The 13,721-nt window shown below is 48.4% G+C and carries 7 protein-coding genes; all 7 read right to left on the bottom strand.

All coding sequences use genetic code 11. The features are described from left to right. Window positions 1–22: 22 nt before the first annotated feature. The 7 genes from C558_RS0104210 to C558_RS0104180 all read right to left on the bottom strand — a co-directional run bounded on the left by C558_RS0104210 (window position 23) and on the right by C558_RS0104180 (window position 13,711). Complete coding sequence (locus C558_RS0104210) at window positions 23–2,971, bottom strand: extracellular solute-binding protein (protein ID WP_018754983.1); 2,949 nt, start codon at window positions 2,969–2,971, stop codon at window positions 23–25. Between the two features lie 122 nt (window positions 2,972–3,093). Continuing rightward, window positions 3,094–4,494 (bottom strand): ABC transporter substrate-binding protein, encoded by a 1,401-nt coding sequence (locus tag C558_RS0104205; RefSeq protein ID WP_018754982.1) that lies wholly within the window; start codon window positions 4,492–4,494, stop codon window positions 3,094–3,096. 304 nt (window positions 4,495–4,798) lie between these two features. Then, complete coding sequence (locus C558_RS0104200) at window positions 4,799–5,953, bottom strand: GntR family transcriptional regulator (protein WP_018754981.1); 1,155 nt, start codon at window positions 5,951–5,953, stop codon at window positions 4,799–4,801. Between the two features lie 161 nt (window positions 5,954–6,114). After that, window positions 6,115–8,733: a transglutaminase domain-containing protein gene (locus C558_RS0104195; RefSeq protein WP_018754980.1), complete on the bottom strand. Its 2,619-nt coding sequence runs from the start codon at window positions 8,731–8,733 to the stop codon at window positions 6,115–6,117. Between the two features lie 185 nt (window positions 8,734–8,918). Further along, window positions 8,919–9,104, bottom strand: coding sequence for a CAT RNA binding domain-containing protein (locus C558_RS0104190; RefSeq protein ID WP_018754979.1), 186 nt, complete (start codon window positions 9,102–9,104; stop codon window positions 8,919–8,921). A 583-nt stretch (window positions 9,105–9,687) separates the two neighbouring features. Then, the gene (locus tag C558_RS30325) at window positions 9,688–12,021 is read right to left on the bottom strand and encodes a M60 family metallopeptidase (protein WP_018754978.1); all 2,334 of its coding nucleotides are present in this window, start codon (window positions 12,019–12,021) and stop codon (window positions 9,688–9,690) included. Window positions 12,022–12,058: 37 nt separating this feature from the next. Beyond that, window positions 12,059–13,711 (bottom strand): type 2 periplasmic-binding domain-containing protein, encoded by a 1,653-nt coding sequence (locus tag C558_RS0104180; RefSeq protein WP_018754977.1) that lies wholly within the window; start codon window positions 13,709–13,711, stop codon window positions 12,059–12,061. Window positions 13,712–13,721: the final 10 nt, after the last annotated feature.

Genomic DNA, 13,721 nt, shown 5'->3' with positions numbered 1-13,721 from the left:
GGTCTGCTTCAGGTTGACCCCCTCATTTCTCAGTAGGAAGATTGAATTCTTGACGCTTGAGCATAATTTCTTCATTAATGTATCGAACGTAGTATTCGAGTGACTCGCGCGCATCGTCCCCTTGCACAACAACACGGCGGAACGCATTCTCAATGTTACGACCTGTCAAGTAACCGCCTGGAACCTCGGGTACACCTCGAACCCAGCTCATTTGCTCTTTGAGGATACTGAAATCTTTGGTTGGCCAAGGTAGTGCAGACAGCGCTTCTTGGTTCGCTGTTGGGTATCGTGCGGAAGCACCCATACGAATTTCCATTTGGCGTCCGAAGGCGATTTGCGTTTCTTTACTCGTCCACCATTTCATGAATTCCCAAGCGGCATCTTTGTTCTTCGTCTTCTTGAACATCACGGTCGCGGAACCGCCACTGCCCGTTTCACGGCGAAGGTTGCCATCCGCTGTCTTGGTGCCCGGGACGGGTGCGAATGCCCACAGCCCTTTGATCTCTGGGGCAAAAACGGATAATTTGTTATACATCGTATAGTCGATGACCCCAATCGGCATTTCCCCGGTACGGAATCGGTTCGCGAAGTCCGCTTGAATTGGAATCTTGTAATTCACGTAGAAATCGGTCCATTTCTTGAATTGCTGAACCGCCGTCTCGGAATCGAGTCCACTGTGCATCCCGTTATCTCGATAGAGTTCACCATCATGCTGGTAGAGGAACATGGTGAGCGCCGGATTCGGTCCGATCGTAATAATGTCTGTCGTTCCTGCATCATTTCCGAACGTGTTCAGCCCTCTCTGGGGCAGTCCGAATTCCAAATTATGCTTCTGGAGCACAGGCAGCATTTCATAGACATCATCCCATGACTGCGGTACTTTCAGGTGCAGCTCATCTTCCAAGATATCTTTCCGATAGAATAGAACCGGGAAGGTCTGAGTCTCAGGCAGCGCATAATACCCTCCGTTATACGATACGGGGACCATCGCGCTCGGATTGAACCTGGATTTGACTTGTTCGAAATCCGGGAAGACGGATAGATCCTGCATCGCATTCCGCGTCGCATAGTTCACAGGCAGCTCATTGCCGACTTGAAGCGCCACATCAGGGCCTTCGCCTGCCACTGTGGACGGCAGTAGAATATCGGATGAGACGAGCTTGATATTGATCGGAATTCCAGTCTTCGGTGTAAACGTATCATCGATGAGCTTCTTCACCGTCTGCGCTTGATCTCGCGCCGAGGTAATCCACACGGTAACCGACTTATCACTCTTGTCTTCCGAAAAGTCGTCATAGTTCTCGAAGAATGAAGCGACAAACGCCATCGTACTTGACTTCAGCGACAACCATGTCGATGCTGTAGGGTTCGGCAGTTTCGCCTTCGGTGCACTGACCATCAGATAATCAATCGCTAACGGCTGTTCATTGACAGATAAGAGCCATGCGCCCAATGAACCGACATTTGTCTTGAACTGATCGACACGGCTCGGAACCGTCTCAGGGCGATCTGCCATATCTTGCAGCTGATAAGCCAGCGTATTGAGCATCGCCGTCCGGTCATCGTTCTTGCCATCCGGTCCGGTTAGCGCCTTCGCAACGCGATTCAAAAGCTCACTCTGTTTCTTGAAGCCTTCGGCCATATCGGGAATCCGCTGCTCCAACTGGTAATCCCGGAACGTATCCGGTACCGTACCCGTGAAGCTGATAATCTTGCGGTACATCGCGTTCAGTTCCAGAATGCTGGACTCGACCGCCGTCAAGATCGGCGCCAAATCGCCTAAAGTAACTTCAAACCGAATGCTATGCTTCCCTTTGGTCAGGTAGAATTCATACGGATTCTCGGCATCCTTGCCGAGCACCGTCATCTGCCAATCCGTGTTGTAAGGGAATGGGACATGGCGTACTTCTTCGAACGGCACTTGTCCATCAATGTACAAGGTTCGCAGTGCAGCCATGCCGCGCAGGTAGTTCTGATGATTTTTCAGCGCAATTTGATATAATCCATCCTCGGGAACATCGATCTCCCACTCGATCCATTGACCTGGCAGCCGCCAACCCCAACCGCCCATCGCATTATTACGAAGCTTGGACACATGGAACGGCTCGACCGCCGGACTTGAATGATCATTGTACGCGAGGAGTGTCGGCGAAGATTTATAAGATGCATGCTCAGCTTGAATTTTCATCTCTTGCTGTGCTGGCTTGTAACCACGCTCTTTATATGTTCTCGCGATCGTCTCATAAGACGGCGTTATTTGCGGATTTGTCAGCTTAATCGATCGAATGACAAGCGGTTCCTTCACCGAAGTCAAGGACAGGGCGTGTTCCCCTTTCGTGAAATAGAACAGATACGGTTCCTCCACATAGCCTGTCGCATCTTTCAACAGCATGTCTTGCCACATCGGAACTTCGATTTGTGACGGCAGCAGATCATTATCGCGCTCGTCGCGCTCAAACGTCGCGCTCTCATCCTTCCAGATCCGCTGGAACGTGATACTATTCGCTTCGGTAAAAGGAATTTTTCCGTCAATTCGCAGCTCCCGCTCAATATCTGAATCTTTGCCTTTAACCGTGAAGTAGTTCAACCCAATGTTGTATAAGCCGTCTTGTGGGACGGAGAACTTCCATTCGATGGAACCCGAATCCGAGGTAAGCACAGACTTCCCCGTCGTTCCTTCATAGCGATCAAATACGGTCACATTCATATTTTGCGTCCGACGAAAGGAATCCGCTTCAATGACAATATCTTCACTTGGGCGATTCGCCTGTTTGTACGATGCTGCATATTCTCGATAGCTGCCTTTCTTGCTCGTTCCGGTTAAGGTTGATAAAAGCGCCTTATCCAGGCCACCGCTGCCTTCCGCAGATGCGACTTGCTGCGCCTCCCCGCCTACCCACCAAAGAGGTGTGCATGCTATAGCTATACAAGTTACAAGGATGAATACTGTTTTCTTGCTAGATCGACGCATACGTTTATTTTCCCCCTCCTCTTAAGCAATTCCCCTAATCACCGTAGAACCAGCGAGCTGGGACAGGATTAGGGGATCATATCAAGAGCGGAATTTAATTTAGAGGTCGTTCAAATTTGATGTTATTTGCTTGAATCCAACAATTTCTTGATGTTCGCTTCGAATTGTGGTTTCGCTTTATCAATTGCTGTTGCTGGAGATACTTTACCTTCCGTAATCTCCTTCACAACGCCTTCGAACAATTTCTCACCGTCTGGAATCGCATAGTAGGAAATGTAGTCAATGTTACCTGCCATTTGCTTACGCGTATCCATTGACTCTTTGTTCGGATAAGAAGTCTGCCAGGATTCTTCAGACAGCTTTCTTCCCGCTTCGTTCAAGCTAATTTCGTCAATGATATGAAGTGCTGCTTCTGCATTCTTGGAATATTTCGATACCATCCACATGTTGCCGAACGGTGTGTAAGATACATATTTATCTGCTTTCGGACCTTTCGGGAAGAACACGTAGCCTAAATCTTGACCTTTCATGTTCTCAACGAATCCGCCAAGCTCCCAGCTGAAGCCGGAATACATAACGCCTTTACCTGCAATGAACTCTTTGCTTGCATCGTCTGGAATCGGTTGTTGAATCGATTTGTCGACATTGAATAGATCCGATACGTATTGCAATGCTTCAACTGCGTTAGGACCATTCAACGAGAACTTGATTTCGCCGTTCTCATCCTTGTCTACAGAACCTTTATTGGTATATACCACTTGCTCTGTGAAAGCTTTGAGCTTGCCGTAAGCACCGGATAGACCCCATACATCTGTTTTGCCGTCGCCGTTCGTATCTTGTGTTGCTTTCTTCGCGAACTCACGGAACTTATCCCAAGTCCATTCACCTTTTTGTTGAAGCTCATATGGATCTTCTAGACCAAGCTTCTGAACAAGTGTCTTATTGTAGAAAATACCGTATGGGGATGGCGCGGAATCGACGATGCCGTATTGCTTGCCTTTGTAGCTGCCGCCCACTCTCATCCAATCGATATACTTCGCATCCTTCACATCGATCCACTCATCAAGCGGTTGAATGAATTCTTTGTTTACTAGCTGAGGGAATGCCCAGAACAATTCCAATCTCACGATATCCGCGAACGGTTCACCAGATAGGGAAGTCACCGTGAAGTTCTCCACGTATTTACCATAGTCGCCGAATTTCACAAATTCGATCTTCGCGTTATACTTCTTCTCTGCTTCTTCGATCAGTTTGATCTGTGCTTCTTCTGCAGGGCCTTTTTCTTTCATCGTGCGAGGATCAGCATCGTCCCACCACACACCAATCTTCACGGTCTGACCATTCAAATCGAATTTCTTCTCTGTTGCAGCTGGTTCTTCTTGCGCAGGCTCAGTCTTCGTTGTGTCTTCCTGCTGTGCTGCTGGCTCTGCAGCCGGTTTCGTGTCGGTGCCCTTAGAGCAGCCGATCACACTCACGATCAACATGAGCGTTAAGAAATACGAAGTAAATTTAAGCGCTTTCATCTGAATCCCCCACGATCTGATAAATTTGGACTTCCTCCCTAACCGATAATTAGCGTCCTTAATAAAAACGCTTACATATCCAGTTAAAGAAATTGGAACAACGGGTTATATCAACTGTGTTCCATAATCTGTATTATACGGAGGAGTACAAATTTTGTAAATACATTAGATATACCTTTTTTAAAAAAATAAATATTAAGTATATTTAATTTCGTTAATTACGCATAAAATAAGCCTTCTCCTTGATGCATATCGCACCTTGGAGAAGGCTTACCCTTGGTCGTTAACACCCTATATCATACCATTACACCGATAAATTCGAAGGCTGCCCTGTCGATTCACGCTCAATCAAGCGAATAGGCACTTTCACCTGTTGAGGTTCTAGCTCCGGCTGTTCAATACGCTGAACAATCGTCCGAGCAGCCTCGTATCCGATCGCATAGTAATTCTGGGCAACGGAGCTCACAGGTACTTCGGCTTGCCGGGATACATCATGATCATCGAATCCAGCAATGGCGAGCTGCTCCGGCACTTGAATACCCTTCTCTAGACAACACCGAACCAGATCCACAGCAAGATGGTCATGCTCCGTCTGAATCGCGGTCACATCCAAATCCAGCAGTCGATCGATCAGCGTGTTATAGAATGTACTCGCATGCGGCGAATACATCTCCGTATGGAAATCCGTGACCAACAGCTCAGTATCAATGACAATACGATGGTCTTTCAGCGCTCTGCAATAACCCAAGTATCGATCCCTTACCGAACTTCGGTATTCGACACTGACGCTTGAGACGAACGCAATACGTTCGTGTCCCAGCTCAATTAACCGTTTCGCTGTCTGGTATCCTCCCTCGAAGTTGTCCGATACAACACTGCTGATCGGTAGACTATCGAAATATTGGTCAATCGTCACGATCGGAAAATCGTTCGAATAGATCGCATGCACCACGTCGATATTACTAATCGTGCTGATCGGATAGAGAATGATCCCGCTTGGGCCGCTCTTCGGGATTTTCGTTATAATTTCACGTTCCTTATCTTTCTTCCAATTGCTATTGTGAATCGTAAGAAAATATCCTTTGGAATCCAGATAATCATGCGCTCCCTTGATGTAATCGAGTTCACTCGTCGCCATGTAGGGTAGGACCATCGAAATAATCCGATGCGCTACCGGACTTCCCGTCTCCCCAGCTAGGTTCGCGTCTTCCGGATGCTTCACATAGCTTCCGCTGCCGCGTTTGCGGTAGATCAGACCTTCCCGCTCTAATTCGATCAAGGCACGTTTGGACGTAATCCGGCTCACGCCGTATTGTTCCGCAAGGTCCACCTCGGTTGGAAGCTGCTGCTCCGGCACATATTGCCCCGTACGAATCTTCTCTTGCAAATCGCCCAAAATTCGCATATAGAGTGGTTTATTTTCCGATTCCAAAATCATCACGTCCAGTCGTTCGTCCATCTACAAATATAACCATTTTATCACACTTAGAGGAAGTGATAAAACCTCTATCGAAGTCATTTCAGTGCAGAACGACCGCGATTAGAGGGTGGTTTTATCGCCAATAGGAAAGGTATTATCTTTTCCTATGTGGTCAAAAAGTCGTCTTATGTCACCATCTATTAATGCACAACGCTCGCGCTAATCCCCTTAATCACTTGCAGCGCCTCTCTACCAATACCTAATTTATATCCGGCAGATTTGTAACGAATCTGTCCCTCTTGGTCAATGACGAATACAAGCGGCAGACTTTGCGACTGTGCGGCTTCGGCATCCCCCGTTACCTGAATCAAACCAGCATCCTCCGCATCGATTGCGAATTGTGTCTTGGTTGGAAGATCTGCATACGCGCTTGGATCAAACGCTGCTGTCCGGTTATTCTCGCTAATGACAAGACTAATCGGGCCGCCCCATGCTTCGAATTCTGCGGTAAGCTCACGCAATTCACGAATAAGATGCTTCGATGGTTCCCGATCCGGCTCGATCCATGCGAGCAGCATGCCACCATCTTTAGCCAGCGATTTCGCTGCACTTGCAGCTCCTGAGAGGAAGCTAAGTGACAATTGCGGATCTATTTCACCGAGTACAGGAAGCTCGATGGTTTCTTCACGGAAGACAGGCGTAATCTCGATCGTCTGGCCTGGCTCAACCGTAAACATATGCATCCGAATGAGCACAGTACCACTGCTTAACCGTGTACCCGTTGTCAGGCGGTAAGACCCGGATTTCACCTCTAGCGTTTCGCCGTTCCAATCCGATTTGCCGTAAGGATATTGCAGCGTCTTATAGACAGCGTTATCAAATCTAGCAATCGAGAAGTTGCGGAAATACTCCATTGTTGTGCCTTCAGCTTGGTGTAGCTTAATGTATCCTCCGTCGTTCTCACTGAGCACTTCGACCGGATCCATGTCACCTACGAGAATCGAAGTCACTTCTTTCCATACACCCGCTTCCATAAATTGAGGCAACCGCTCACTTGGATCAAGTCTCGCAGGAATACCGAAGCTGCGCGCCATCGCAACGAATAATAGATAGACAGACAGACGATCAGCCTTACGCAGTTCAAAGCTGCCGCGCGGTGTCGCAGATCCTTGGTAGTAGTTATAGTTCTCAAGTACTTCCACATGATCTGCAATCCACTGTGCAAGTGCAACCGGCTTCTGACGGAATTGCTCCTGCTCCTCCGCTGTAAATTGCGATAGGAAGAATGCTCTGAATGGTACAATCATCTCCGTGTTGATTCGCGGACACAGAATGTACCGCATAAACGTCTCATCCTCATGCGTAGAAGCGAATGCGGATGCATTCACCAAGTGATCTTCCAGAGCATTGCGGAACGTATCCGTTAAATCTTTGACATTCAGACTCTCGAGCAGCTTAAGGGACCATTCGCCGAATTGTGGTGTAAACTCCTTCAAATATGCTGCAATTTCATGGCTATTCCCGCGCGCTCTGCTCAGCATGTCCCAGACCCTTGCCGACGGTAAATCTAGCTCTGCTGCGAGTGCTTCTGCCTGCTCTTGGTTCACAAAGGTATGCTCATAGGAAGCACGAATGGCGGCACCCTCTTGCACCCGACGCGTATTCTCTTGCTTCTCTTCTTCGGTAATCCCCGTATTGGCTGAGTCCGGTTGTTCCATCGGAGGCACCATATCGAACTCCAAGAAACCGCTCTCAGGAGACTGCTCCACGATACAGATTTCCATCTCACTCGCATCCGCGACACGAAGCTTCTTCGTTCCCCATCGATTGCCGTTCACTGCATGAATCCACAAATCCCCATAACCTGTTGTAAGTGACGCCTGTCCCTGCTCATCAGTCGTAATTGTCGCGATGGGGAAGAATTCTGCCGTGTTATAGAGCTGGAATTGAACCTTCGCGCCTTGAACGGCTGCCCCTTGCTCATCCTTCACCGTAATCGTAACTTTCTTGCTCTCCGCATATGTCGGAAGAACATTGATTTCGGTGTACCACATCTCGGATAAAGTCGCTTCCTCTGGACCTGGGTAGTTCGCTGGAACACGTGTGTTCACTAACATCGCACGCAGTGCAGGCGCACGGAACCACCCTTCATTCAGTCTTGCTTCAGGCTCGCAAGCCCCTAGGAAATACCATGTTCCATCCGCATAAGCTTCGACCCATGCATGGTTGGAATCACAATGCGCCCAGCGCGGTGTATAACATTGACGTGCCGGAATACCTAAGCTGCGAAGCGCTGCCACTGCTAGCGTGGACTGTTCCCCACATCTACCGAGTGTCGTGCGAATCAAGGTAAGTGGCGATACGGTTCTTGGGTCATTTCCGATATACGTCGCCTTTTCATGACACCAATGATTAATCTCCAGAATCGCTTGCTCCATCGATAGATTTTTCACGCGATCAAAGATTTGATCGAAGAACCAACCGCGGCAATCTTCAATATTCTCATTGTTGACTCGATACGGCAGGACAAAGTGAAGGAACAGGTGATCCGAAATTTGATGCCCCCAAGGTACCTTATTCCGAATTTCAATGGAAGTTCGTACATGGCTCAAGAAGAGCTCTGCGTCATAATCCGCCAAATCATTTAATGGCATATAAGCATATAAAAACTTAAGCGCGAACCGTTCTTCCTCACTCATTGGCTGCTCTAAAACATCAAAAAGTTCCTTTTCTTTCGCTTGCGCCAATTTCTTTTTGATTTCAAACTTTTGTTCGATGTTCTGAATTTGACTCTCGTCTAATGAAAACGGATTCTTCATTTCAATCCACTCCCTCACCCATGATTAAATATGAATATCAAATTATATTAAAAGAATATACCTTTTATTCTATTCTAATCAATTTGATATACCTAATTCAAGCCCCTTGAATCGTCTCTTTTTCCAAAATCCAACAAAAAAGAGACTAAACCCAAGGTAGCTGGCTTCAGTCTCTTTACGAATGCTTACATCGATTTTGTACCGGAAATCGGCTGCATCATATACTCTTGGATAATATCCGCTTGCTGGATCATCATGCCTTCTTTTTTCTTAAATCCGATCCCTTTACCGAATGCGATGAATTGCGTGTTGCTCGAGCCTTTCACAATAACAGCATTATGGGAAATAATTTGAACGATCTCACGATGCATCCTGTCATCTCTCCATTCCTATAAAAAGTTACTCCTACGAGCCTCTAACATCATCTCCATCTAATTGTAATTGAATTCGCTTTCATTTTGAACTTATAAATGATTGAAAATTTCTTTATTTTGATTGAAAAAATTACTTTTTTAGGGTACGGCGGCGTCCAATGTAAATTGAGCTGCGTGCGGAAGCGGCTAACGAACTCAAGAATGCCTATTCCATCAAAAGCATATAGTTTTTTATTCTAACGAATCTCATAAGCTCTATTTGATGTCAAAACACCCTTTTTCCTTCAAAAAGAGTTCAATAGCGTCACTAGAGTTCGTTAGCCCGAATTTAAGCGCTTTTTCTCACAAATAAGGCTGCTACGATTCGTTAGAAATGACGCGCCAAAGCTGTTCGAGGATTCGCAGCATGCATCGGTTACTCCTCCCTCTGACGCCCCTCATATCAATAATCCCGCCAAGCTCAAGTCTTGGCGGGACCACTTTTACACGCTAGGTTACAAAACGCTATCCACGTATACGTTCACATCAGCCGATGCAGTCCAAGGCTTGCAATACCGATCTCCCACCCAGGATTCCAATCCTATGCTTGCTCGGTCAGCGTCCAAAGCGGAGAAGCAGGCGGATTCAAGTGGAGCGTGGCGACCCTCTGTCTCGCCTCCTCTGTCATCGGGAATCCCCAACGATCGAAGAACGCTACAAGATCGCAGCCGCTTACTTTGGAAGCCATTAGCACAAACAGATCGATCTTCTGCTGCTCATCCTCATCTTCGTCCATCGATACCTGCTCCCTCGACAGCTCGCGATAAGCAACATGTAGGTTCGTGTAGAACTGCCAGCCAAAGGCCATTTGCAGCTGCTTGATCATGACGAGTCGCTCGAAAAAGCCGGTATGCTCGAAGTTTTTACCGGTATAATCGCTGTTCACGAACTCGATCGCTTTGTCGTAGTACGTTTTCCCGCTCTTATCCGTCTCGAACAACCTGGATCGGTTGCCATAAGCGAGCTGAATATGAAGTGAATGCAAGTTAACGGACACTTCGACGATTGGCTCCCAGAACCACGGAATTTGCTGGTAGTTATGGCCGAGCTCATGCCAGAAACCCCATGCATTTGTCTGGATAACATCCACGTCTACCGCTTCCTTGGATGTAACACCCTCGAAGAACATAATGGGATAACCGGAATGCATCCAACCTGCGCTAATCTGAATGTCCGCCACGAGCCGCTGCGGATTATCCGGGCTTCGGTGCGGAATGTCCCGGTCTTGCGCAACACCAACCAACTGATCGTAACGTTCGGCGATTTCATCCCACTTGGCCATCAATTGCTCCGGATGCGTAAGCGTCAGTGCATCAGCAGCCGGAACGGTTACGATGATCCGTTTCCCTTGCAACTCGGCCCAAGGAGCAGGATAATGCTTGATTGCATCATTCCATTCCTGATCGGTCGTCTGACCCAGTACGAAATACAGGGCGCGCACTGCACCATGGATCGTAACGCTTAACCTAACGCCCTCCTCGGACTTCCTCGGGATGAGGTAAATGAGCCCTCCGTACGGGCTATTCAAGCGATTGACGCCCGGATGAAGTCTTTCCTTCAACGCAACGATCGGAGCGCGGTCCCATTTGGGGTTATCACACAGATTGTCGGTATGGATGCCGATTTGCGCGTCAAGTTGCAGGTGGCCCGCATCTTCTGGAACGACGATGCTTATTATGCTGCCAGCCGGTGCGTATAGGCCGGTGCTGTGCCAATTCTCCGGCGCGCTCAGCATGCGCATATAGCTTAAATCCAAGTAATCGAAATTAATCTCTACGACTTGATCGTTTACGATTTCTGCATCTTCGCGGATAGCCCGTGGAAAGACGTCGGCATACGGCGATTTGACGTTGTCCGGATCCAGCGTAACGTCTTGGAACGCATAGGACAAAATCGTCGCGGTATAGGGCAGCTTCGCTCGATCCAGCGGCAGTGCGACCGGCTCGATGACGGCCGCTTCCTCGCGAATGGTCCGCAGCAGCGGCGCATCGCCGGGTAGTGCGCGAACGACGCCATCGACAATCGCTGTCATGACCCGCACTTTGTCTTCGACGCTTGCATCCGGCTTGCCGATCCCGAGCTGCTCGAACGACAATACGCCGCTTTCGATCGCCGCCATCTGCTCCCACAGCTGCATCACATGCGTATGGATCGCTTGATCACCGCTTAGCCTCGGCAGCTTATCAGTGGGCCGCACGTACCACTGTGCGACGCTGTCGAGTAGAACTAAGCCAAATTCATACAACAGCTTTTGCAGCGGATAATCGCCCAGCTTCTTAGGCCGTCCAACAGCGCGTGAACTGAACGCTTCTGCAGGAGATGCACAGAGCTTCCAACCTTTTTGAGCAACGATGAGTGCTCCACCATTGCGTACATAGGTAGCAAGCACAGGCACATCTGCGTCATTGATGGAAGCATCCACATACGCGACAGGATACCGAATCGGATCAAGATCGGCCAATGCTCCATTGTCGAGCTGAATCGGCCCGATCGGAAGTGCCATGTCTACCGCGAGTGTGTCCAATGCTGTTGCGAGCATCAAGCTTCCTCTGCCTTCCAATGCATGGCGATATACGCCTGTATCCTCCGTAAGCCATAGCAATAGATTTCGAGCAAGCGTACCACATACAGCATCGGAGCTGGCAAGATCGAAATAGGACTCGTTGCCGAGCGCAACGACACGGCCTTGACCATATCGCGCTGCTGCGATGATTGGATTCGACTCCGGTGCGACGAGCACGGAGAACGCCTCGCTGCCGATCGCGGCGACCCCGCCGCTTTTTACAAACACAGGAAGCGATTCGATATCCCGGTAGATCAGATTTAAATCATCTTTCAATCTTGCTGCGTTTTTTTGTGCCACTTCGATACCCATTTCAACACCCTCCCGCGTCGGCTTCCGTCCTTATTCATTATTTATCGCTCATATAACGGTCGTACGCTTGCTTATAAATTTCCATGTAGCGATCCAGATTCATTTTTTTGATCGTCGAAACGTATTCATCCCACTTGTCTAATGATTCGTCGCCGATTATGAACTTGTCTCTCATTTCGCCTACATACGTCGTAATGTCGTTGGCAATCGTCGTCAGCTCTTCGGTCTCTTCAGCCGTATAGTTGAACGATGGCCACACGTCGTCGATCTTGATCGTGAACGGCTCAGCTTTCTTCGCATTGTCGACTGAGGTTGGACGCCCTTCCGCACCTTTGAAAAATTTCTGCTTCACGATGCCCGGATAATAACCGCCCGGCCACATCAAGTATTGGCTGATTGCTTGATCAAGGGTCAGGCCTTTCGGATTTTTCGTAATTTCATCCGTATATTCGAACTCGCCGTTCGGCATTTCTTTGTACGTCAAGTCTTTCCAACCGAGGAAGAACATCTTGGCCCCTTCATCGCTGTAGAAATGGTCCATCCATCTGACCATTTCAGCTGGATACTTGTTGTTAGCCGTCAATACGAACATACCAAGCCCACCTACTGGAGAACCAAGCATCGTATTGATCCGGTCGCCATGCGGACCTTCGAGCACCGGTGATCCAATGTACCCCTCTTGGTTAAATACCGCCGATGGATCTACACTATCAAGGAACGCGTACACGCCGGTCGAAGCTTTGGACGTAAATTCCGTATCTTTACCGTTCAACGTGAACAACTCGCTGTCGAGCAATCCGTCTTTATAGAGCTTGTGCGCATATTCGAGCAATTCCTTGTAACGCGTATCCGTCGGAATAAAGCGCAAGCTGCCGCTGCTTGGATCCGTATCCACATAAGGATGTGTAGAACCGTGGGTCCCAAGGCCGAACGAGCCCTTTAGGAAACTGATGAGTCCGTCTGCGCCATATCCGCTGCCCCAACCGATTTCATCAGCTTTGCCGTTCTTGTTCGGATCTTTCTCCTTGATCGCTTTCAATACATTATAGAAATCGTCAAGCGTTGTCGGCTCCTGTAAGCCGAGATTGTCAAGCCATTCCTTCTTCATCCACGGCGTGCCGTAGAACAGTGACTTAAATTCCGGATCGTAAATCGTCGGCATCCCATAGATGCTGCCATCCGGCATCGTAATTGCTTTTCGCACAAGCGGATATTTCTCCATAATGGCCTTAAAGTTCGGCGCATACTGGTCAATGTAATCGTTCAGCTTCAGGAACGCGCCTTCTTGACCATATTTAATCAAGTCCGCTCGTGGAATCGCTGCGGCGAAGAACATATCAGGCAAATCACCACCGCCCAGCACGATATTGCGTTTCTCCTTCAAGTTCGATTGCGATGCAACAGTCCAGTCAATATGGATATTCGTCATCTTCTCGTATTCCTGCCACAGCTTTAGCGTATTCCAGTCAGCAAAGTCATACAGCTTGGAACCAAACCCTTTGATCGTAATTTTATCTTTGACGATCGGGAAACCTTCCTTTGTCGCATTATCCGATGCCGTATCGGTCGTCCCTTTTGCTGTATCTTTGCCCTTCTCCGCGGCCGTATTGTCTCCTCCGCTGCAGCCTGCAAATAACGAAACCATTAGTGTAAGTACGAGCAGTAGTAGACTGAACTTTCTTCCTTTCATGTCGATACCC

The organism is Paenibacillus terrigena DSM 21567 (assembly GCF_000374845.1).
Classification (GTDB): Bacteria; Bacillota; Bacilli; order Paenibacillales; family Paenibacillaceae; genus Paenibacillus_K; species Paenibacillus_K terrigena.
This window is presented reverse-complemented; position numbering and strand designations above follow the sequence as displayed.

Bases quoted from the DNA above. Each gene is read 5' to 3' on its own strand.
- C558_RS0104180 (WP_018754977.1), bottom strand. From the start codon at position 13,711: ATGAAAGGAAGAAAGTTCAGTCTACTACTGCTCGTACTTACACTAATG.
- C558_RS0104200 (WP_018754981.1), bottom strand. From the start codon at position 5,953: ATGGACGAACGACTGGACGTGATGATTTTGGAATCGGAAAATAAACCA.
- C558_RS0104195 (WP_018754980.1), bottom strand. From the start codon at position 8,733: ATGAAGAATCCGTTTTCATTAGACGAGAGTCAAATTCAGAACATCGAA.
- C558_RS0104190 (WP_018754979.1), bottom strand. From the start codon at position 9,104: ATGCATCGTGAGATCGTTCAAATTATTTCCCATAATGCTGTTATTGTG.
- C558_RS30325 (WP_018754978.1), bottom strand. From the start codon at position 12,021: ATGGGTATCGAAGTGGCACAAAAAAACGCAGCAAGATTGAAAGATGAT.
- C558_RS0104210 (WP_018754983.1), bottom strand. From the start codon at position 2,971: ATGCGTCGATCTAGCAAGAAAACAGTATTCATCCTTGTAACTTGTATA.
- C558_RS0104205 (WP_018754982.1), bottom strand. From the start codon at position 4,494: ATGAAAGCGCTTAAATTTACTTCGTATTTCTTAACGCTCATGTTGATC.